The sequence below is a fragment of the Symmachiella macrocystis genome (assembly GCF_007860075.1).
Classification (GTDB): domain Bacteria; phylum Planctomycetota; class Planctomycetia; order Planctomycetales; family Planctomycetaceae; genus Symmachiella; species Symmachiella macrocystis.
The window spans coordinates 1,155,701-1,178,201 of record NZ_SJPP01000002.1; the positions used below are offsets into that span (position 1 = coordinate 1,155,701).

Below are 22,501 nucleotides of genomic sequence, written 5' to 3' on the forward strand. Positions count from 1 at the left end.
ATCGCCGGGCAATTAGTTTTTTTGAGGTTGTTGTCGTGAAACCCCGATTCGTTATTCTCTCGGCTGCCTCGCTGCTGGCTGTGACCCTCGCCGGTTGTGGCGACTTTAAGTCCGTGTTTTCGTACAACAAAACAACGGACGAGTTGATCAAACCGGCGCAAAGGGTCGTAAAAACCGAACTCAAAGAGAATTTCGGAACACCTGAAGCGTTGGTCGCCTGGCTGAAATTCCAGTTCGACTTCGGCGCCGAAGAGTCTGTAACGGTCAAAGTCAATTCCTTTGATACGGCCGCGAAGGGAGTCGTTGTTTTGGACAACACCGACGACCTGGGAGTGGACTTGGAGGGAGCAACGCTCAAACTGTCCACCGACGCCGTTCACGACATTGTCAGCTATGACTCAGAGTCGGGACAATTGCATGTCACGCCCCCGATCGCAACGGAATTGACCGACGACGACAGTGTGACGATCGTAACTAAGCCTCATGGCTGGAAACTGGTCCGCGGTCGCAATTTGTATATGATTCATTGCGTGCACTGCCACGGAGTCAGCGGCGACGGCGCCGGACCGACAGCGCAATATCTCAATCCGCTTCCGCGCGATTATCGTCAAGGCAAGTTTAAGTTCACCTCCACGATTTCGACTGAAAAAGCAGCACATCGCGATTTTCGACAGACTCTGTACGAGGGGATTCAAGGCACGAGCATGCCTTCCTTCAAATTAAAATTGATTGGCGACGACATGGATGCAATCATCGCCTATGTGTTGTTCCTGTCTTCACGGGGTGAATACGAGATTAATCTTGGCAACGAAATGAAAGTGCTTGGTGGCGGTAAACAAGAAGTCCAAGATCGCCTACGTGACGAGCAGGGACTCACTCGGCAGCAAGTTTTCAAAGAATTCCAAGAGCAAGAAGAACTCAGTACCGGTTTGACGGAACTTTCCGACGAAGTGGGGATGATTCTGGCTGAGGACTGGGAACGGGCCAATTCGCCGGAAGTGGAAGTCTTTCCTAAAAAGCCTCGTCCGGAACCAACGGCTGAATCGATTGCCCGCGGCCGCGCGTTGTTCATTTCCAAGGATGCCAAATGTTCGGACTGCCATGGCATGCAAGGCAATGGGAACGGCCCGCAAACAGAGGCTTATCAACAACTTCCCGGTTCTTCGCTGACGTACGACAAGCCGGGGCTGTACGACGATTGGGGACACCCGATCAAACCTCGGAATCTACACACCGGTATTTATCGTGGCGGACGACGTCCGTTGGACATCTACCGTCGGATCAGCGCCGGGATTAAAGGCGCGTTGATGCCCGGCTTTGGGACATCATTGAGTGATGATCAGATTTGGGATCTGGTGAATTACGTCATGAGCATCCCTTACGAGAATAATTTGTCCCCCGAGTCGGTGCCGGCTGAAAAAACTGTTGCCGAACATATTACAAAATAATTGTTAGCGGCCTGCCCGCTTTCGGAAAATGATCGTTTGGCAATTCGCCATGATCGGACTGGGCCCCCCAGTCAGGGAGCATGAGACGTGAGAAAGTTTTGGTGCCTATTTTTTATGTTCTGGCCGATGTTGGCCATCGCCGTGTGCGTGGTTGCCCCCACGAATGGTTGGTGGTTTCCCAGCGTCGCTCCGTGGGAACTGGGCCAACAGATCGACGATTTGTTCAATCTGTTGCTGATCATCACAACAGTCGTGTTTATCGGCACGCAAGTCGCGCTGGGTTATGTGCTCTGGAAAGGGACGACCGTCAAAACGGGCGGTGCTTGGTTCAGCCATGGCAGCCACAACCTAGAAGTGATTTGGACGATTCTGCCGGCGATCATTCTGTTGTTCATTTCGTTGTACCAGATGGATGTCTTGGCGCGGATTCGCGTGATGAGTCAGTTTCCCGAACAAGCGCGCGATGCTCCGGTTGCGGAGGTTTCCGCTCGGCAGTTTGAATGGCGGATTCGTTATCCGGCGCCGGGCAAGAAACTGATGCCGCAACCGCAACCGACAGATCTGTATACTGTCAACGATTTGCACGTGCCGGTCGGTAAACCGGTCATGATTCGCCTTCGCAGTGAAGACGTCCAACACAGTTTCGGCCTTCCAGAATTACGATTGATGCAGGATGCGGTGCCCGGACTCGTGATTCCCGTCTGGTTCCAATCCAACACAACTGGCAAGTATGACATTGTGTGCAAGGAACTTTGCGGTTGGGGGCACTACAAAATGCAGGGCGAACTGACGGTTGAGTTGCAAGAAGAATACGACGCTTACCTGCAAGCCCTGCAGGCAAAAATGAACGACGACGGCTTTTCGGCCGAAGCGAACAATGCTGTGGCCCAAAGCAATGAGGATTGATTCATGAGTATCGCGACGCACGACACGGCCGGCGCCCATTCGCACGACGACCACGCACATGGGGGTCATCCCGAGATCGGCTTTGTCCGTAAATATATCTTCTCGACAGACCATAAGGTCATCGGCATTCAGTTTTTGATCACCACATTACTGATGCTGATGGTTGGGGGTGCGTTAGCGCTGGCGGTCCGTTGGCAACTGGCGTTTCCCTGGCAGTGGATGCCGATCGCCGGCGACTTGGAGGTGTTCAAAGATCAAGGAGGGATCATCTCTCCCGAGTTTTATACGATGCTCTTCACCATGCACGCCACGGTGATGATCTTTTTGGTCATCATTCCCGTGCTGGCAGGAGCGTTTGGTAACTTTTTGATTCCGCTACAAATCGGTGCCGATGATATGGCGTTTCCGACGCTGAACATGCTGAGCTATTGGTTTATGTGGCCGGCGATTGTTCTGTTTGGAATCAGTTTTGTCATCGGCGGTGTCACGGCTGGCCCCGCCGCGGGTTGGACTTCTTATCCAGTGCTCTCTGCCATCGCTTCGGCTGCTCCCGGTTCCGGGGCGGCTCAGACGTTTTGGTTGTTGGCGGTCACCTGCGTCGGTGTTTCCTCCATGATGGGTTCGGTCAACTACATGACCACCATCATCAACATGCGGGCTCCGGGAATGACATTGTTCCGCATGCCGATGACGATTTGGGGAATGTTCATCACTGCTATTTTGCAATCCTTCGCTCTGCCGGTGTTGACGGCTGCGGGTTTCATGGTGCTTTTTGACCGGACCATGGGAACCTGCTTTTTTGTGCCGGCGGGACTTGTCGTGAATAATGCCGACCCCACGATTGGTGGTGGCCAACCGCTGTTGTGGCAACATCTGTTTTGGTTCTATTCACACCCAGCTGTGTACATCATGTTGCTGCCGGCGATGGGCATGGTCTCGGACATTTTGTGTGCATTCGCCCGCAAACCGCTGTTCGGTTACAAGCCGATGGTGTATTCGCTGGCGGCCATTGCCGGGCTGGGCTTTATTGTGTGGGGCCACCATATGTTTACCTCCGGTATGAATCCCGCCTTGGGCATGACATTCATGGTTTCGACGATGATGATCGCCCTCCCCTCAGCTGTGAAAACGTTCAACTGGATTGGAACGTTGTGGGGCGGCAATTTGATCTTTACGACGCCGATGTTGAATTCCGTAGCATTCATCTCGATGTTCATCGTCGGGGGCTTGAGCGGAATTTTCATGGCAGCGGTGCCTGTCGACCTGTATATCCACGACAGTTATTTCATCGTGGCTCACTTCCATTATGTGTTGTTTGGAGCCACGCTGTTTGGTGTGTTTGGTGCGATTCACTTTTGGTTCCCCAAAATGTTCGGTCGCATGATGAACGACAATGTGGGCAAACTTCACTTTGTGTTGACGTTCATCGGATTCAACGGCACGTTTTTCACCATGCATCTGTTGGGTGTGGCCGGTATGCCGCGTCGGTTGGCCGATCCGTTTAACTACCCCTACTTGGAACATTTGTTGCCGTTGAATCAGTTCATGACCTATTCGGCCATGCTGATGGGATTTGCGCAATTCCTGTTGCTGGGCAACTTCTTCTATAGCATGTTCTGGGGGCCGAAATGCGGTCGCAATCCTTGGAATGCCAACGGGCTGGAATGGGATGCTCCCTCGCCGCCGCCGCACGGTAACTTTGATTCGATCCCGGTCGTCTACCGCGGACCGTACGAGTACTCCTCGCCGCTAACCGACAAGGATTACCTGCCGCAGACGGAATACATTCCGCCGCGCCCGCAGCCTGGAACCACTTAGATCGATTCGTCCGCCGTTTATGAACCTTCCGTTGGCAATTTTGATTCGCGACAACCAAATCGTCACAGCACCATGAAACCAACCGTCTATCAACCTTGGGTCTTTCGATTCGCCGTGTTTACGGCGTGCGTAGCCCTTTTGCCGATTGTGATGGGCGGGTTGGTGACCACGATGAAAGCTGGCATGGCGTTCGCCGATTGGCCTTCGTCGGATGGGCACGGCATGTTCGCCTATCCTTGGCTGCAATCGGCCGGGGACAAATTCTTCGAACATGGACACCGCTTAGCGGGGATGTTGATTGGCTTTGTCAGCATTGCGCTGGCAGCCATCCTGTGGGTGTTTGAAAAACGTACCTGGGTTCGTTGGTGCGGAGTGGCTGTGCTGTTGTGCGTGATCGCCCAAGGCTTGTTGGGTGGCCAGCGCGTCTTGCTGGACCAACTCGGGCTGGCATTTTTGCACGGCGGATTTGCGAATCTGGTCTTTGCGTTTATGGCGGCAGTGGCGCTGTTCACCAGCCGTGGTTGGCTGAACGCCGCAGAAAAGACCGTCCCCAACAACATCCGCCGCATCCGCACATTCGCAGCGGCTAGTACGGCTGTGTTATTTGTACAATACATACTGGGCGGGCTACTGCGACATCTGGGTTGGTGGCCGCACCAACATCTGGGTTTTGCGGTGGTCGTTTTCGTTGTGGTCTCGATGACCGTTTGGGTTTCACGGACCGACAAACAGCCTTGGATTTGGAAACCGGCACACTGGCTGGCTATGATGTTAGTCGTACAGATCGCCTTGGGCCTTGGAGCCTGGCTGACGAAATTCGGCTTTGGCAACTATTTGGTTGTTGAAGGATCCCTGTCGCAGGTGATCTTTCGCACAGCGCATTTCGTCGTCGGTTTGCTGACGTTTATGGTTTCGGTGAATCTTCTGCTCCGTGCTGCACGCCTGTGTGCGGTAGCCGGTTCGCTGAACAACGCACCGGTCTTGGAAAGTTCCTTTGTTTCGCCCCATCCTTTCGGTTTGCAAGGAGGCGCCCGATGAGAAGCTCCACCGCTCAAGCTTCGACCTATGCCTCCACGGAGACAGTCGCAATTCCGTTACGCCGACATTGGACCGATCGTATTGCGGATTACGTCGAAATCTCCAAACCGCGGATCTCATTTTTCGTTTTGATCTCCGTAGCTGCCGGGTTTCTGCTGGGCGGCAGCGGCGAGTTTCAAGTCTGGACCCTCGCGAATGCGTTGCTGGGAATCGCCCTGGTGGCGACCGGCTCCAGCGCTTTGAATCAGTACTACGAGCGGGACACCGATGCCCGTATGGAACGGACGCTTTCCCGCCCCATTCCCTCAGGACGCTTGTCCGCGGGAGAAGTTTTGACGATGGGGCTGGTCAGCGGAATCGTGGGTTGCGTTTATTTGGCACTGTTCGTCAACCTGCTGACCGCCGCTTTGGCAGCAGCGACCTACCTGGCCTACACGCTGATTTATACGCCGCTGAAACGGATCTCGACGGTTAACACCGCCGTGGGAGCTGTGCCGGGCGCACTGCCGCCGGTACTGGGTTGGACGGCAGCCGGCGGAAGTTTAGATTTCAACGCATTTATGATGTTTTCGATTTTGTATTTATGGCAATTCCCGCACTTCATGGCAATTGCCTGGTTGTACCGCGATGATTATCGCCGTGCTGGTTTGAAGATGATTCCCGCAGTCGAAGACCGCAAACAGGTCACTGGATTTGTAGCGGTTGGCTACGCCTTGGCGCTGTTGCCGGTCAGTCTGTTGCCGGGACAAATGGGACTGGCGGGTGATATTTACTTTGTGGTCGCATTGGTTTTTGGTGTGATCTATCTCTGGACGGCCGTTCGATTCTGCAAAACCGAATCGGTCCGCACAGCCCGACAGTTGCTACTGGCTTCGCTGGCGTATTTGCCGGCAGTCTGGTTGGCGATGGTGGGCGAACACCTGCATTTATTGAATTGAGAGAACGGTGCCGCCACGACATTGGTAGCACACATTTGCCGTCCCTACATCGTGTTTGTTCAACGCAATAATTTTTGAGAAACCGTAGGGGTTTTTGGAAACAGTTCAGAACGGTTTAGAAGAAGAACTCATGTCGCATCAATCCGGACACCCACCATTGAAGATGGGGATCGACATTCCTAATGGAAAATTGGGAATGTGGTTGTTTCTGGGTACGGAAATCATGTTTTTCACGGCCTTCATCGGCAGCTACATCGTGCTGCGGATTGGATCCGATGGCTGGCCAACTGATGTGGATGTCACGCACATCCGCATCTGGGCGGGAGGCACGAATACGTTTGTGCTGATCTGTTCCAGCGTGGCGGTGGTATTCGCCTTAGAAGGCATGCGGAGCAAGGATTTCCAACTCGCCCGCAAATGGCTGTTCGTCACCTTAATACTTTCGTTCGTGTTTTTAGGCATCAAAAGCTACGAATACTACGGAAAATTCGACCACAACATTCTGCCGGGACAGATCCCCGAGACCAACAGCCAGGCCTTGGCCTTTACTGCTCGCGACCTCCGCGCTGCGACGGGAATTGATCCTCAAACAGAAAAACTGAAGCGGATGGAAACGCAGATGGCTGAATTGCAAAAGAAGGGGCGTAGCACCGAGTCGCTGCAGAAACGCATCGACGCGCAAAAAAAAGTCGTCGAAGAGATCACACCGATCGCCAACAAAGTCGTGGCGATCAACGACCGCGTGAAGGCGGGCACCATCGAACTCGGAGTGGCCGCGGAGCATGGCAAAGATGCGCCGCCAGGACATTCTGCCGCCGAGACCGCGACCACTGAAAAACCGGCAGCCGAACATCCTGTCGAAGAGGCGGGCAAATCGACCATGGTTTCCGAAGTCGCCCGACTTCATAAAGAAAACCCAGAGGTGTTTGGCTCAGTTCAAGTACCGCATCCCATTAAGTTCGGCAACCTATTCGCATCCTGTTATTTCATCATGACCGGTTTCCATGCGATCCACGTGTTGGTCGGCATGGCCATGTTTATTATGCTGTTGGCCTACGGCAGCAAATTGGGCTCGCAACATGAAGTGTTTGTCGAGAATGCGGGGCTGTATTGGCACTTTGTCGACTTGGTCTGGATCTTCTTGTTCCCGCTGCTTTATATTATCTAGCCCTCCCGTCGCTAATTGATTGACGACTTCAAAACGGACACCTTGGCGGATAATGGCGCGTTTCGCCTCTGATGTCGAAAGAAACCAAAGTTATGACCGACGAACATAATGACCATCCTCACGTCCCTTACTGGCGGATATTTGGTTACCTGTGCATCTTCACGGTCGCATCGGTGATTGCCGACGTTATGGACTTGAAGGCAATGTACAACATCTACGTGCTCTCCGCTGTGGTGTTGCTCATCTCCTGCTTCAAGGCGTCGTACGTGATGCGGTATTTTATGCACCTGAAATTCGAAGGGGGTTGGAAATACATCATCCTGCTCCCGACCGTGGTGCTGGCATTGGCGATTCCGTTTGCGCTGGCTTCGGATATCGGCATTCACTACTACGATGTCGAGGTGCCGCAGCAAAACACGTTGCTTGAAAAAGAAATCGAGCAGATCGCCAAACAAAAAGCTGAAGAGGAGCACCATCACGGCGACGAACCAGCGGAGCATGGCGGCGGTCACTGATGTCGCATCACTCGGCGGTTGAGATCCACGGATTGGCCCATCGGTATGGAGACCACGCGGCGCTAAGCGACGTTTCGTTTTCAGTGGCCGAACAAGAGATCTTTGGCTTGCTCGGCCCCAATGGCGGCGGCAAGACCACACTGTTCCGTCTGCTCTCCACATTGCTGCCGATTCAAACCGGCACCGTGAATATCTTAGGCGCCGACGTCGCCACGCGGCAAAGCGAAGTCCGCACGCAAATCGGTGTGGTCTTTCAATCCCCTAGCCTCGACCGCATGCTCACCGTCAGCGAAAACCTGAAACATCAGGGGCACCTGTACGGGCTGCGCGGGTCGGAGTTGCGGCAACGGATTGAGTTGCTGTTAGAACGACTGGGCATTGCCAACCGCGCGCGTGACCGCATTGCCTCGCTGTCGGGCGGTTTGCAACGTCGCGTGGAAATCGCCAAAGGACTGTTACATCGCCCGCGGTTATTACTGCTTGACGAACCAAGTACCGGACTCGACCCAGGGGCCCGCGATGATTTGTGGCGATATTTGCGAGACTTGCGGGACAGCGACGGTGTAACGGCGGTCGTAACCACACATCTGATGGAAGAAGCCGAACATTGCGATCGCTTGGCGATTCTTGACGAAGGCCGATTGGTCGCCACGGGACGACCAGCCGAATTGCGGGCGCATGTTGGCGGCGATTGCATCACGATCACTTCCGCTACACCGGCCGCGCTGGCAGAAACTATAACGGCGCAATTCGACCTGGATGCTGCGGTCGTGGGCGGGAATGTGCGAATCGAACGGACTGGTGGACATGAATTGGTGCGGGAACTGGTTGAGGCCTTCCCGACAGAGATCAACACCATCACGCTGGGCAAACCGACGCTGCAGGATGCGTTTATTCACCTGACAGGACATCAATTTTGGGCCAAGGAGGACGCATGAGCACATCGATTAAGGCGGTCGCCCCCTCCCCTGCTTCGCCCAAGCTCAACGCGCAGCCGCGCGCGAACTTTTGGCTGCCGATCCTCACGTTGACGCAACGGGAATTGGTCCGTTTTTTTCGGCAACGTACACGTGTGATCGGTGCGCTGGTACAGCCGCTCCTGTTTTGGATTCTGTTCGGAGCGGGCCTGAAAGGCTCTTTCCAGGCGCCGCGTTGGGCGACTTGGGAGATGAGTTATCAGGAATACTTTTTCCCCGGCGTCGCGGTGATGATTGTGATGTTCACAGCCATCTTCTCCACGATCTCCATCATCGAAGACCGTCGCGAAGGTTTTCTGCAGGGTGTGCTTGTCGCTCCGATTTCGCGTCTATCATTAGTAATAGGCAAACTGTGCGGTGGGACGGTGTTGGCTGTGTTGCAAGCGGCGCTGTTTTTGTTATTAGCGCCGACGATGGGAATCGCGTTGTCCCCCACGTTGGCGATTTGCACACTGGCTTGGTTGACGTTGTTGTCGTTTACGCTCACGGCGCTGGGATTTATCATCGCTTGGCCGATGGAATCGACACAGGGATTCCATGCGATCATGAGCGTGTTTTTGATGCCGATGTGGTTGCTGTCGGGCGCATTTTTTCCCGCCGGCGAATCGGGTTGGCTCTCCTGGATCATCGCCGCCAATCCGCTGACTTACGGGGTCGCTGGTTTGCGGCGATTGTTGTACTTTAACCGCGAGATCCCCGCAGGTAACGGACTGCCCGGTCTCGGCATATCGCTGGCGGTCACTTGTTTATTTTGCGTGGTCTGCGTGGGACTGTCGGTCTATTTGGCAAGTCGTCGGGTCTCTAAGGATGCCCGGTGATTGGTTTACGACTTTTCGAGAAACGTACGGTTTTGCCATGATTTTTGCTCATCAAAAAACGGTTCGCGGAATAGCGAAGTTCCGCCGGTCGCTGTGGCTGGGACTGACGGCTGCGATGATGCTCTGTGCCTCGATGCCACGCGCCGGTGCGCAGGATGTCGATGTGGAAGTCATCGCTCCGGAATCCCCAGGCGACGAGGAAACGATCGTCGAGGACTTCACCTTCACTGAACGGAGTGGCCGGACGGTGACGCGGGCGGATCTGTTAGGAAAACCGTGGCTGGCTTGTTTTGTGTTCACGCGCTGTGCCTCAACCTGCCCCAGGGTGACTGCAGCCATGGCCGAGTTGAGCCGCGCGGTCAAGGACACGGACGTGCAGTTGGTCACGATCACCGTCGACCCCGACCATGATACGCCCGAGGTACTCTCTCGATATGCCGAACAATTCCGCGCCGACCCCGACCGCTGGTGGTTCGTAACTGGCGATAAAGCGGATACATTTCATCTGCTGCATAACAGTTTCGGCGTGGCCGCTGCCGACAATCCGGACGGCCCACCCGGCTTTCAAGTGATTCACAGCAACAACATCATGCACGTCGACGCCGAGGGAGAAGTGATCGGCAAATACAACGCCGTGGTGCCTGACGATGTCGTTGCATTGCGGCGCGTGCTGGTCAACGGAATGGAAACTCCGGAAAATCATCGTTTCGTCAAACCGAAAGCCGGCATTCGGATTGGAGAAGAACCGATGGCGGAAGATTTGGCGACAACCAAGCCCCCCGCAGCGGAACCATCAGAGGAGCCGGCGGCAGACGAGGAGGACGCGGTTGCCGATATCCCCGATTGGGTCAAGTCGTTGCCGGAAGTGAACGCCAGCCTGAACAGCTTGGCGACGGTCCTGCTGTTGCTCGGCTACGGTCTGATTCGTGCTCGAAAAATCACCGCCCATCGCAACGTCATGCTCGCGGCGTTTAGCGTCTCGGTGGCCTTTTTGACCTGTTATCTGATTTACCATTACCACCATCTTTCCAAACCGTTTGGAGGGACCGGCCCGATCCGTACGGTCTATTTCGCGATCTTGATTACGCATATTTTCCTCGCCGTCCCGGTCCCGTTTCTTGCGGGAATCACTATTTACCGTGGATTGGCTGGTCAGGTCGAAAAACACCGCCGTATCGCGAAGATCACCTTTCCGATTTGGCTTTACGTCTCGATCACCGGCGTGATAATATATGTGATGCTGTACCAATGGCCGGTTTGATTTTCCGGTCGTTTTTTGAGAAAGAGAATCCCATGTTTCGCAGAATGTCATTCATCGGCCTGTTCGTACTGGCTGCGCTGTTCGCCGGTCCAGTCGTCGAGTCCGCCCAAGCTTGCCCCAATTGCAAGGAAGGGATCAAGTCCGACGACCAAATGCCGCGCGCCTACCAGTACAGCATTATCTTCATGTTGACCGTCCCGGCGACGATCTTCACGGGATTCAGCTACACGTTCTACCGCCTCAGCCAACAAAATGCCGCCAAGCAACAAAGCCTGGATCCGGAAGTTCTGGCGCAGTACGACGAGCGCGTGATCACCGCCCTGAAGCAGAATGACCAAGAATAGTGCCCAAGCCTGTTTGCTATTCGAGGGGTGCGGTGCGTCGCGACGCACCTTTCGAGGTAGGACGAGAGATTCGCAACACCAGTTTTGGCATCGCCAAAGATATCGCCCGCTTTTGGTACACAAAGCCGATGGGTCCGCTGGGCATCCCCACACACCATTAGACGTCTCATGGACAAGCGCGGCTCAGCAGGAGCTTCGCCCTCCCGTTTCGCCTAATGGTACAACGCCGCGCGAATCGTGAGCCGAGACGCGTAATTCCACCAGAGACGGGTCGCCCTATTTTTCGGCGATGTCGATTGAGTGTGAAAAGTTACGCAGTCCGAGGACCATTACAAACCCTACCGCCATGATCCCTGCAGCGACAGCGTAGGGGATGAACATGTCGTCGAGAAAGAGCGAGATGCCGAGCCAGGGGCCGAAGATGCGGGCCAGAGCGGAGAGGCTTTGCCCCAATCCTAATATACCCCCCTGCTGCGAGGCGGACGTGCCTCGCGATAGCAACGACTGCAGCGACGGCGTGAGTGCCGAGAATCCCACGACGCTCACCGGGAGCACGGCAAACAGCATGCCGGTCGAACCTTGTTGCCCAGCCAGACCGACCAACAGCAGACCGACGGTCATCAGGATAGCGCCGGCGACGCTCATGCGATATTCGCCCATTCGCGGTAACAAGCGGCGGACTAAGACACCCTGGGCGATGGTGAGCACCAAGCCGACATAGGCGAAGATCCAAAAGTTACTGCGCGGCGACATGCCCAGGTTTCTCGTCAGCAGCGACAAGGTCGATTCAAATTGGGCGAACGCAAACGTGGTGATGAAAATCGTCAGCAGAATCATGCTGATCTTTGGCTGCGATAAGGCGTTTCTTAAACTGGAGCGATCAAACCAGTGATGCCGGATCGGCGTATTTCCAGGCTCAAGCGATTCTTTCAGCCAAAAGATCGCCGACAACAGTGCCAAGCCCGACATCACCGCTGCGACATATCCCGGCGCCGCACTGGGCGGGGCGTTTACCTGATCCGAGACAAACCCGGCGCCAATCAAAGGACCGAACGTAAAGCCAATGCCAAACGCGGCTCCGATCAGGGCCATTCCCCGCGCCCGTTGTTCCGGACCGGTGACGTCGGCGATGTAGGCCTGAGCTGTGGGTATTGTGGCACCGGCGATTCCTGCCCCGATTCGCGAGATAAATAACCAGGCCAGCACGCCCAGCCCCAGCAGCGTATCGTCTTTTCCCAACGACGTGGCGTAGCCGAACATGAAATATGAAATCGTCGATCCGGCCAGCCCTACGATCAAAACCGGGCGACGTCCGATGCGATCGGAGAGGCGGCCCCAGGCGGGGGCGAACAGAAATTGCATCGCCGAAAACGACGCCATCAAAGGACCAAGCAGATGATCCGCTTCAAAGAACTTGCCGTAACGCGGTAACAACGGCAGCACAATCCCGAAGCCAAGTAGGTCGATAAAGACTGTGACAAAAATGACACCCAGAGATGCCTTGGAGTGTTTCGACAACGTTTCGCCTCGTGCGAAGGGGGATATTTTTTCACCACGGAGGCTGAAACAAGGCTGTAGACTCTAGAGATTAGACTGCAGAAATCGTGTTGGTAGCCCAACCCTAAAGCCTACGGTCTATAGCCTACAGCCTTTTTCCTTCACCGTGGTGAATTATAAAAACAGCTGGCAATCCTAGCCGCCGACGTACCAGACCGCTAGCCAGCATAGTAGGGGAAAGATGACCACGATCAGTATTACTGTGGTGATCGTGGCGCGGGGATTGTCGGGCCAGCGTGCCATGGGATTCGAATAATCCAGCGGGTGAAAGCAAATGGACCGGGATACCAACGGCGATATCCCGGTCCTTTAAGCCATAAACGTATTTTTGATTAGCCGATGATGTCCGGATCGGTTTCCGGCACGGCATCGCTATTGGGGTCGAACCATTCCTCTTTGAAGACGATCCGCTTTTTGTGCTTCATCGCCAAGTTGGCCGTGAGGGCCATAATCGCATCCTGCATGGCGACCACGCCGTTACAACGCAGTCCGCCTTCTTCACGCGGCTTGTTGATGTTGTTGCGGACACAATAGGCGAAATGCTCCATCTCTTCGGTGTAACCGCGGCTCACCTCGCCAATGTCGGCCGTTGCCGCTTTGGCGCTGGGGGCCATGCTGGCACTGGCATCCATGACTGGGCCGCCCCCTTTGTTGAGGACTTGCAGTCGCTGCTCTGCTCCACCGCCGCCGGTCGCTCCACCCGCTTCTTTGAAGAGCATGACGTCTTGTTCCAACTCCACGATCATCGTGCCGCGGCTGCCGAAGATTGTTTCGCCGTACGGCTCCATGCGATTCGTGTTGATCGAGGAGTAGGTCACGATCACGACGTCGTTTTCGTCTTCGGCGTAGTTTGGACCAGGGAACTCGAAGGTGACGTAGACGTGATCATCGATCTCGCGATTGTCGTTTTGTTTATCCTTCGAACCGACCCCTTTGACACCGTAGAAATTACGGCCGCCGTATCCCTGCACGGCGATTGGCCGCACCTTACCCAGAAAGATACTCGCGGCATCCAACTGGTGACTTCCCAATTCGGCCATCAGCCCGCCGCCGGTGCTGTTGTACAACCGCCAACGACACAGCTCTTCGACCGAATCGTAGCCGTATTTTGTCACCGACTCCTTCAACTCGACTTCGTCCTCGCTGGGAATCGGCTTGTGCCAGCTATCTTTGTTGGGAAAGCTGTTGTTGCGATGCCATTGGGCGCGGATGAATTTGATGTCACCCAACAGGCCCTCTTTGATCAGCTCATAGGCATTTTCATAGAGCACGTTGTAATGCCGTTGATGGCCGACGGCGTAGAGCAAACCTTTTTCGTTGGCTTTACGGATCAGGTTTTTGCACTCTGTAATATTGTGCGCCATCAGCTTTTCGCTGAGCACGTGCTTACCGGCCTCGAGTGCTGCGATGGCCAACGGCTCGTGCTGGTTGAGCGGAACGGCAATCACGACTGCTTCGACGTCCGGATCGGCCAGCAATTCGGTGTGGTCGTTGTAGACCTTGATCGATTCGCACTTTTCGCGGCCCAGTTTTTTGTACAAGCCGACGCGATGATCGTTTCCATCGCCGGTGAAGGCCCGTTTGCGGTTGCTGGGACGAATGTCGGCGATTGCGACGATGTCCATGTACTCCGGGGGATGTTGCGTGAGCAATACGCTCCCCTCGTCACCGGTGCCGATGAATCCGACTTTGACCCGATCAGCGCCGGAGAGCTCATCGTAGCCGTAGACGGCCGCTCCGAGGCCCATACCGGTGATTGCCGCCGCTTTGATGGCATCGCGACGTGTGAGTCCTGCGTCATCGCCCGATTTTTTGGCTTTATCTTTTTGCAACAACTGCACATCGGCCGAGGCTTCGTGAAAATTGTCCTTGCCGATTTGTTTCTCTTCAGGAGTCATTTGCATGACCAAACCTCACATAAAAAGCGGTATCAACCGGGAAATTGCGATTCGACTACTACTGTACATACGTCAAACAAAGGGAAATTGACGGCGCAAACTTAGTCTTTCTTGCGGAGAATCACGCGGCGAAAGAACCCATCCACACCAAACCAACGTCCCGTTGGTAGACTAGCCAACGCCAACAGGGCGATGACTTCGATTAGGTTTTTATTGACAATCAAAGTATGTTCCGGCCCCGGAGCGGGCGGGACACCTGGTAGGGGCGGCATTGCGAAGTAGAACGACAACAACAGCAACGCAGCACCGAAAGCCGATACGCGGCTAAAGAGGCCCAAAATCAGCAACGCGCCCAAGATCAACAGCGCCCAGATGGTGCGCTGATTTGTCACATCGGTCTGCGTGACTTGCATGGGAACGCCGCCACTGGTGAGTTGTTCCGGGGTGAGCATTTCCTCCCCATAGCGGATGAGTTCTGCGGTCCAGGCATTGACCGGGCCGACCAGTTCGCCCCTTTTTTGTTGGAGTTCCGTCCACTGTTTGGAGAGGTGCTCCTGCGCGAAATCCGGGGCACCGTTTTGGGTCACATTTTGGAGTTTCTCTTCGTACCGTGCCAAGGCATTGCGGTAGAGTTCAATATCCCCCGGACGATGTTCGTCGAGTGTGCCGACCACATCGGGATAAAGCTTCTTTTGATTCTCTTCGGTGATCGTCACGCCGGCGCGGTCTTTGTCCCACAACAGCGAAACCTCAAGTTGTTCCTTCAGGCTCAATCGACTGCAGACCAACCCCAGTTCTTTGACCGATTTTTGATAAGCCTTAGCCAGATCATTTGCCGGTCTTTCTTCTTCGGTCGGATCCTTTTTGACCTCCACCAAGGCCAACAGTTTGTTGACTTCACGAGGCAGTAAGCGTCGCGTGGTCACGAGCCGCTTTTTCTCGGGATCGTAGGTCACGAATTTGTAGGTCGCCGTCACATCCACGCCGGGCGGCAATTCGGCCAAATTCCGCGTCCATTGTTGTGGCTCGGGGCCGTTGAGGAAGACGTGTAGTTTTTTCTTATCACCATCGCTCAGATCAGAATGTTTGGCGACGAACCGTTTTTCCCAATCGTCCCACATGGCGGCGACTTTGTCGTAATCCAGTTTTTCTAAGTCATCCGGATCGTGGACCAGACTGCGATAGTGGTCCCGGAACGGGCCTTTGGCATTTTTCAAATAGCCGGCAGCGGACCACGGTTTTCCCGTGAATTGCGATTTGTACTTGTACATTCCCTCGTACAGGAACTGCCATCCGATGGCGACGCGCAGTGTCACGAGGAACAGGCAGGCGAAGAATGTGACTTTACGAATTTGGGATGCGGACACGCTCAGTTTACCTTCTGCTATGAAAATCGGCTCGGAATCCGGTTCAGTTCGCGACCTCGGTTGGCCACCGGCATGTGATTCACCATGCAATTTATGCGGACGAAGCTGACGGAACGCGAAACGCTCCGCAGTCTCAGACGATGTCAGGCGGGATTATCTTCTGGGGTGAGAAACAGGATGTCATCGTCCATACCGATATTGACCGGCTCCAGACGGCGGCCATGGGCCGGCGGGGGAATCAGTAAAGCACTGACACCAGTCTCATTATGGCAATATTGGGCGGCCTTTTCGAGTCCGACAACGAAAAATGCCGTCGAAAGTGCGTCCGCCAGTGCCGCTGTGGGGGCTAAAACCGTCACAGAAAGCATAGATTCCACCGGCCATCCGCTCCGAGGGTCCAGAATATGGCCGTAGCGTTTTCCACCATGCCGAAAATACTGGACACCTGATCCGCTACTGGACATTCCGCTATCTTTGAGCAAAATCGTCCCCAGTCGCTGATCGGGAAACAGTGGATTGCGAATTCCCACCGGCCACCCCCCTAGCTCGCCGTGAGACCCACGTGCTAACAGGCTGCTGTGACCGCCGTGAAACAACCAATCCTCGACCCCGTTTTCCGTGAGGACTTCCGCCGCCTTGTCCAAGGCGTAGCCTTTGCCGATAGAGTTCAGATTCACCTCCACGCCTGGTTTGGAAAAGCGGACGGTTCGCTGCTCATCGTCGAAGTTCACATATTGCAGTCCGACAATATCGAGCGCTGTCTGAACTTCAGATTCCGTCGGTGCGCGGCCCTCGGCTTTACACCGCCGCCACAAATCGACGATCGGCCCCGCTGTGGGATCGAACCCACTCTCGGTCTGACGCGCAATGGTTTCCGCGCGCCGCAACAAGGCATACAACTCCGCTTCGACCTCGACCGGTTCGTCGGCAGCGCGGCGATTGAGCTGCGACAATTCACTGTGATCGCGATAAACACTCATTTGATCTTCGAGCAGATCGATGACATCCAAAGCATCGGAAGCGGGTCGGATGGCGCCCGGTTGACCGGGGTTGAGGATCACATCAAAGTCACACGCCATCGCCTGTTTGCCCAGCTGCACGGTCTCGCTCGCGACGGGGGCTTGTCGCGCAGTGTCATCGACCAACTCGTCGGCGATACGTTCTCCGACCTGTTCCACCGAGCGTTGAACCGCGCGGCCGGTGAGGAAATCGCGTCGAGAACTTCCAGCAGCCTCATCTGACATCAGCGTTTATCCCGAATGGATTGCGGTGATACGTGTCCGCAGGAAATCATATCGGGAATGGCAAGCGTACGCCAAGGGCGGATGGGAAGAGACATCGTCACCAGCAGCGAACCGGGAGGGCGAAGCTCCTGCTGAGCCGCGCTGCCACGCTGTGCGTGGATGTCAAAAATCGCGTTGCGCGATGACGTGTTTTGGTCGCGCGCGGCTCGGCGGGAGCCTCGCCCTCCCGGGGCGTTTGTTTGCAATTTTTATGCGGCGGGGCGGACGGTTTCTTGGGGTGGGAGGGTGATTGTCGTGGGTTCGTCGAGAATGCGATTGAGGACGTAATCGCTGCCGGTGTGCATCCAAGAAAGCAGCGGATGATCGGCAGCCGGTGCGGGGGTTTCTAGAAGCTTGTCGAAATCCCAATCGGGTGCCGAGCAGGCGATCTTGGCTTCGTGCAGTTGGAACGCATTGACGGTTTGTTCCCATTGACGCGGGATCGGCACGACGACGAGCGGTTTGCGGAGTAGAAAGGCTTCGATGGGCGTCGACAGACCGGCGGTCGTGATCACGCCCCGCGATGTGGCCATGTCCTCCAAAAACTGGCCGGGATTGGGGCGGCGGAATGACACGAACCGTTCCCTCTCGATGGCGCATTCGGGAGCGAAGCCGTAGGCGATCACGCGTTGCCGGTTTTTTCGTGCCCAGGCGACGACATCGGCCGGCTGTGGTTGGAAGGAGGGCAGTCCGCTATAGAGTAAAACATGCTCACCCATTTCCGGTCGCCGTTGTTTGGCTGCGGCGCGAATCAACGGCGGCACACAACGAAACGATGCAGGTTCGTAGTGGTAACCGTACTTGCGATCCGCTCCGCAGGTGAAAACGCGAATTACCGAACGGGTCATCTTACGGTCAAATCCGCCCACCGGGGGCATCGGTACATCGGGATCAAGCAACGAGACTTGTCGGCTGATGGAAACGACCTCGCACCCCGGCTCGACGAGCGGGCTGGCAGTCATCGGTTCAAAATCGCTGATCACCAACTCGGGCTGAAATTCGCGTGCAATCCCGCGGATTGCCCAAATCCCTTGAAACAACGTGGGCAGGCGGCGACTCCATTGTTGGAAGGAGGCCAGATAGTCGGTCCGGCCGTTTTTTGCGACGTAGGAAATGCCGGGAAAATGGCGGTGCCAGTTGAACTGGTAACAGCTCGTGGGAGGCGGACCGGAGGTGATCACGCGGACCTCGTGCCCACGGGCTTCCAGCAGTGGAACCAGGACCGACGCTTTTGAGAGATGCCCGTTTCCCTGGGAGAACGCGCCGTAGAGAATCCGCATTGCCGATATGCTTTCCTGCTCGCGATTTCGGTCCGCGCAAGAAAATTCGAGCCGTGGCGGGTCACGCGGAACACCGTCACGGCTCGATTGATATCGTCGCAATGCGTGAAACAACTACACCCCAAGCCATCAGCCTGAGCACGTTGTTTCACGGAATCCTACTGTCCGGCATCTTAATACCGGTAGTAATCCGGCTTGTACGGGCCGTCGACCGGAATGCCGAGGTAGTCGGCCTGTTTTTGAGACAGTTTCGTGAGTTTGACACCCAACTTGTCGAGGTGCAAGCGGGCGACCTCTTCGTCCAGTTCTTTGGGCAGCATGTGCACACCGACTTCGAAGTCGGCTTTCTCGTCCCACAGCGCCATTTGTGCCAGGACTTGGTTGGTGAAGCTGGCGGACATGACAAACGACGGGTGGCCTGTCGCGCATCCGAGATTCACCAACCGTCCGCGCGCCAACACAATGATCGCTTTGCCGTCGGGATAGACGAACTTGTCGACCTGCGGCTTGATATTGATCTCTTCAATATCGTCGCGGCCTTCGAGGTAGGCGATCTCGATTTCTGAATCGAAGTGGCCGATGTTGCAGACGATGGCTTCGTGCTTCATCGCATCCAGATGCTTACCGCAAATGATATCGCAGCAGCCGGTGGTGGTCACGAAGATGTCTCCCAGCGGAGCAGCTTCTTCCATCGTGACGACCTGATAACCTTCCATGGCGGCTTGCAGGGCGATGATGGGATCGATTTCAGTGACGATCACGCGGGCACCCAGGCCCTTCATCGCAGCGGCACAGCCTTTACCAACGTCGCCGTAACCGCCGACCACAACCACCTTGCCGGCAATCATGATGTCAGTGGCGCGTTTGATGCCATCGGCCAGCGATTCGCGACAGCCGTAGAGGTTGTCGAATTTGCTTTTGGTCACCGAGTCATTGACGTTGATCGCGGGAATGGGCAACTTGCCTTCTTCGTGCATCCGCTCCAGACGACGCACGCCGGTGGTGGTCTCTTCGCTGATGCCGCGAATGTCTTTGACCAATTCCGGGAACCGCTCCAAGACCATGGCGGTTAAGTCGCCACCATCGTCAAGAATGATGTTCAGCGGTTGTCCGTCGGGCCAGAAGATCGTTTGCTCGATGCACCAATCGAACTCTTCCTCACTCATGCCCTTCCAGGCGAAAACCGCGACGCCGGTTGCGGCGATGGCCGCGGCGGCGTGATCTTGGGTCGAGAAGATGTTGCAACTGGACCAACGGACCTCGGCCCCCAGTGCGGTCAAGGTTTCGATCAGCACGGCGGTCTGAATGGTCATGTGCAGACAACCGGCGATGCGTGCCCCTTTGAGCGGTTGACTCGCACCATACTTCTCCCGCAGCGCCATCAAACCGGGCATTTCGGTTTCGGCGAGTTCAATTTCCTTACGGCCCCAATCGGCCAATTCCATGTCCGCAACTTTGTATGGTAGTGCCGCAGCGGTCGACATTTATCTCTCCTGAAGTGACGCAAAGAGTATGGGTAATTTGTTCCGGTATTCAATTTGTAGACAGCAGTGCCGGGTAGGATAGGACATTTGTCGCAGGCAAACAAGATTGCCGGGATTTGTCCGCTATAACAGACAGGGAAGCCGCTAGTTTCTAGCCCAGACGGTCAAGAACCCACGGATCGTCTAAACGCTCGGCCACGTAGTGTGCACGGCTGAAATCGTGGCTGCGGCTGTGTTGGTGCGGAACGGAGACAATCACCGCCTCGGCGCTGGCAGCGGCGTTTGTTCCCGCTTCGGAATCCTCTAAAACCAGCATTTCCGACGGGTGGATGCCCAATCGCTGGGCAGCGGCCAAATAGATCTCCGGATGGGGTTTGCCGTGCGTGACATCCTCGGCAGTCAACGTAACGTGGAACCGCTCCAGCAATTCGTGCCGCGAGAGCAAGTCCTCCAAATAGGACCGTGATGACGAAGTCGCCACCCCTTTGGGTAAATCCCGCGATTCGAGGTGTTCGAGCAATTCGTGCAATCCGGGCATCGGCTGCAGCATGCCGGGAATCAAATCCGAGAAAATGACGCGAGATTCCTCCAGCAGGTCGGGAATCGGCTCGGTCAAGCCGTGCATGTCGACCATGAACTGAAAGGCTTCCATGGGACGGCGGCCCATCATGGTGCTCAACAGTTGCGGCGTCATCTCCAGCCCGCGCCGCGCGAGCAATTCTCTCCCGGCCGCTTCGAAAATGTCCTCGGTATTGAACATCAGCCCGTCGAAGTCAAACACGACAGCCTTGATGGGGGGTTGGTGGAGGGTCATGGTGTTTTGATTTGTGGGGATTGGTGAAACTCTCCAGCAAAGCCAAAGGAGAACCTTAAATTGTCACAAAGTCGGGGAGACTTCGCGATAGCTACAATCCAACAGGTCCATTGGATGCACCACGGCGATTTCTTGTCCTGCTTGCCGCATCTCTGACTGGATCTGTAAGAGACACCCCGCGTTGCCGGTGATCACGGCGTCGGGCCGTGTGGTCATGATGTTGTCGTATTTACGTTTGGCGAGCCGGTCGGACATTTCCGGCTGCGTGAGATTGTAACTTCCAGCGGCGCCGCAACAAATTTCCGACTCGGGCAGCGGTACCAATTCCAACCCGGGAATTAGACTCAACAGGTCGCGCGGTTGCGCGCGAATCTGTTGTGCGTGGCAGAGGTGGCAGGCGTCGTGGTAGGTCGCTCGTAGTTTGATTTCGCCCTGCGGGGCAATCGGGCCCAATTCAGCGAGGAATTCAGAGATGTCTTTGATCTTCGCAGTCAGTTTTTCTAACGTCCCTCGCAAAGCATGGTCCTCGGACGCGACTTCGTGCGCGATCTCTGGATAATCCTTGAGCATCGCCCCACAGCCGGCCACGTTCACAATCACCGCGTCGAGTTGATCGAGATCAAATGCCGCCGCGTTTTGCGTTGCCATTTCCATGGCCGGTTCACCGGCGCCGCTGTGATAGTGCATTGCGCCGCAACAACCCTGACTGCGGGGAATGAAGACCTCGCAGCCGTTGTGTTGCAAGACCCGCGCGGTCGCCCAGTGTGTTTGCCGAAACATGGCATCGGCCACGCACCCCAGAAATAGTCCCACCTTGGCCCGTGGCGGACCGATTGCCGGCAGGTGCTCCGGAAGAGCCGGCAGGTTGGACTGGAGTCGGGGCAGTTGTTTGAACATCCGCTGCAATTTGCCCGGCAACAGTTTCGTCAGGCCGACGGCTTCCATGGCTGTATCAAGCCGCAAGGCCTGCATGATCCGTGCGGGAAAGAGTGCGATACGGGTTTTGCTGCGACTGGTCAGCAAGCCGTAGAGCACATACTTGTGAAACCAGGATTGCGACGCATCCGCCCCCGCAGCAGCGTCGGCATGTTCCATGTCCATGCGAAACGGTTCGATCAACCGACCGTATTGCACGCCGGAGGGACAGGCGGTTTCGCAGGAGCGGCAATCGAGGCAGGTATCGAGGTTTTCGCGAACGTCGTCGGTCAGTTCCAAACGCCCGTCGGTGACGGCCCGCATCAGGTAAATACGTCCACGGGGGCTTTTGTTTTCATCCCCGGTTTCCAAATAGGTTGGACAGGCTGCCGTACACAAGCCGCAATGCACGCAGTCAAGGTACTTGCCGTATTCGATATTGGACCCGAGGTTTTCGGTCGTCGTCGTTGTTGTCACGTTGTTATCCATGCAGGCAATCTTCGGCGTTCGCGGCGAAAAATCAATCGAACTAGCAAATTAAAAGAAGCCTCGCGCAGAGACGCGAAGACGCAAAGAGGTACAGATTCTGCCTTTTTGTCTGTTTTGCGAACTTTCCCTGGTTCCCGAACTCCGTTTGGGAACCCACTTTTCCGAAGCTCTGCTTCGGTCGGT

The 22,501-nt window shown here is 55.6% G+C and carries 19 protein-coding genes; 11 read left to right on the plus strand and 8 right to left on the minus strand.

Annotated features, from left to right (window positions below):
• Window positions 1-35 precede the first annotated feature (35 nt).
• The 11 genes from CA54_RS22560 (at window position 36) to CA54_RS22610 (ending at window position 11,231) form a co-directional block, all read left to right on the plus strand.
• A complete protein-coding gene (locus CA54_RS22560; protein WP_197532732.1) occupies window positions 36-1,448 on the plus strand; it encodes a c-type cytochrome in 1,413 nt (470 codons plus the stop codon).
• An 87-nt stretch (window positions 1,449-1,535) separates the two neighbouring features.
• Window positions 1,536-2,354: a cytochrome c oxidase subunit II gene (locus tag CA54_RS22565; protein ID WP_231963162.1), complete on the plus strand. Its 819-nt coding sequence runs from the start codon at window positions 1,536-1,538 to the stop codon at window positions 2,352-2,354.
• A gap of 3 nt (window positions 2,355-2,357) precedes the next feature.
• Window positions 2,358-4,172, plus strand: coding sequence for a cytochrome c oxidase subunit I (locus CA54_RS22570; RefSeq protein ID WP_146373221.1), 1,815 nt, complete (start codon window positions 2,358-2,360; stop codon window positions 4,170-4,172).
• Between the two features lie 72 nt (window positions 4,173-4,244).
• Window positions 4,245-5,210, plus strand: coding sequence for a COX15/CtaA family protein (locus CA54_RS22575; RefSeq protein WP_146373222.1), 966 nt, complete (start codon window positions 4,245-4,247; stop codon window positions 5,208-5,210).
• On the plus strand, window positions 5,207-6,148 hold the full coding sequence (gene cyoE, locus CA54_RS22580; RefSeq protein ID WP_146373223.1) for a heme o synthase: 942 nt from the start codon (window positions 5,207-5,209) through the stop codon (window positions 6,146-6,148). The genes CA54_RS22575 and cyoE overlap by 4 nt, the downstream gene beginning before the upstream one ends.
• Window positions 6,149-6,278: 130 nt before the next feature.
• Window positions 6,279-7,316 (plus strand): cytochrome c oxidase subunit 3, encoded by a 1,038-nt coding sequence (locus CA54_RS22585; RefSeq protein WP_197532733.1) that lies wholly within the window; start codon window positions 6,279-6,281, stop codon window positions 7,314-7,316.
• 92 nt (window positions 7,317-7,408) lie between these two features.
• Window positions 7,409-7,831 (plus strand): cytochrome C oxidase subunit IV family protein, encoded by a 423-nt coding sequence (locus CA54_RS22590; RefSeq protein WP_197532734.1) that lies wholly within the window; start codon window positions 7,409-7,411, stop codon window positions 7,829-7,831.
• Window positions 7,831-8,769 carry an ABC transporter ATP-binding protein gene (locus tag CA54_RS22595; protein ID WP_146373225.1) on the plus strand — a complete coding sequence of 313 codons (939 nt, stop codon included), beginning with the start codon at window positions 7,831-7,833 and terminating at the stop codon, window positions 8,767-8,769. Before CA54_RS22590 ends, CA54_RS22595 begins: the two co-directional genes overlap by 1 nt.
• The gene (locus tag CA54_RS22600) at window positions 8,766-9,626 is read left to right on the plus strand and encodes an ABC transporter permease (protein WP_146373226.1); all 861 of its coding nucleotides are present in this window, start codon (window positions 8,766-8,768) and stop codon (window positions 9,624-9,626) included. Before CA54_RS22595 ends, CA54_RS22600 begins: the two co-directional genes overlap by 4 nt.
• A gap of 37 nt (window positions 9,627-9,663) precedes the next feature.
• Window positions 9,664-10,887 carry a DUF420 domain-containing protein gene (locus CA54_RS22605; RefSeq protein ID WP_197532735.1) on the plus strand — a complete coding sequence of 408 codons (1,224 nt, stop codon included), beginning with the start codon at window positions 9,664-9,666 and terminating at the stop codon, window positions 10,885-10,887.
• Between the two features lie 32 nt (window positions 10,888-10,919).
• Window positions 10,920-11,231 carry a hypothetical protein gene (locus CA54_RS22610; RefSeq protein ID WP_146373228.1) on the plus strand — a complete coding sequence of 104 codons (312 nt, stop codon included), beginning with the start codon at window positions 10,920-10,922 and terminating at the stop codon, window positions 11,229-11,231.
• Between the two features lie 276 nt (window positions 11,232-11,507).
• Here the strand turns inward: CA54_RS22610 and CA54_RS22615 are convergent, their stop codons facing one another.
• The 8 genes from CA54_RS22615 to CA54_RS22650 form a co-directional block, all read right to left on the minus strand.
• Window positions 11,508-12,749, minus strand: coding sequence for an MFS transporter (locus CA54_RS22615; protein ID WP_146373229.1), 1,242 nt, complete (start codon window positions 12,747-12,749; stop codon window positions 11,508-11,510).
• Between the two features lie 371 nt (window positions 12,750-13,120).
• Window positions 13,121-14,692 (minus strand): Gfo/Idh/MocA family protein, encoded by a 1,572-nt coding sequence (locus CA54_RS22620; protein ID WP_146373230.1) that lies wholly within the window; start codon window positions 14,690-14,692, stop codon window positions 13,121-13,123.
• 95 nt (window positions 14,693-14,787) lie between these two features.
• Complete coding sequence (locus CA54_RS22625; protein ID WP_146373231.1) at window positions 14,788-16,053, minus strand: hypothetical protein; 1,266 nt, start codon at window positions 16,051-16,053, stop codon at window positions 14,788-14,790.
• Window positions 16,054-16,196: 143 nt separating this feature from the next.
• Complete coding sequence (locus CA54_RS22630) at window positions 16,197-17,297, minus strand: FAD:protein FMN transferase (RefSeq protein ID WP_146373232.1); 1,101 nt, start codon at window positions 17,295-17,297, stop codon at window positions 16,197-16,199.
• 248 nt (window positions 17,298-17,545) lie between these two features.
• A complete protein-coding gene (locus tag CA54_RS22635) occupies window positions 17,546-18,616 on the minus strand; it encodes a glycosyltransferase family protein (RefSeq protein ID WP_146373233.1) in 1,071 nt (356 codons plus the stop codon).
• A 173-nt stretch (window positions 18,617-18,789) separates the two neighbouring features.
• A complete protein-coding gene (gene ahcY, locus CA54_RS22640) occupies window positions 18,790-20,100 on the minus strand; it encodes an adenosylhomocysteinase (protein WP_146373234.1) in 1,311 nt (436 codons plus the stop codon).
• Between the two features lie 151 nt (window positions 20,101-20,251).
• Window positions 20,252-20,914, minus strand: a complete 663-nt coding sequence (locus CA54_RS22645) for an HAD family hydrolase (protein ID WP_146373235.1) — start codon at window positions 20,912-20,914, stop codon at window positions 20,252-20,254.
• 63 nt (window positions 20,915-20,977) lie between these two features.
• A complete protein-coding gene (locus CA54_RS22650; protein ID WP_231963163.1) occupies window positions 20,978-22,306 on the minus strand; it encodes a (Fe-S)-binding protein in 1,329 nt (442 codons plus the stop codon).
• Between the last annotated feature and the right edge of the window lie 195 nt (window positions 22,307-22,501).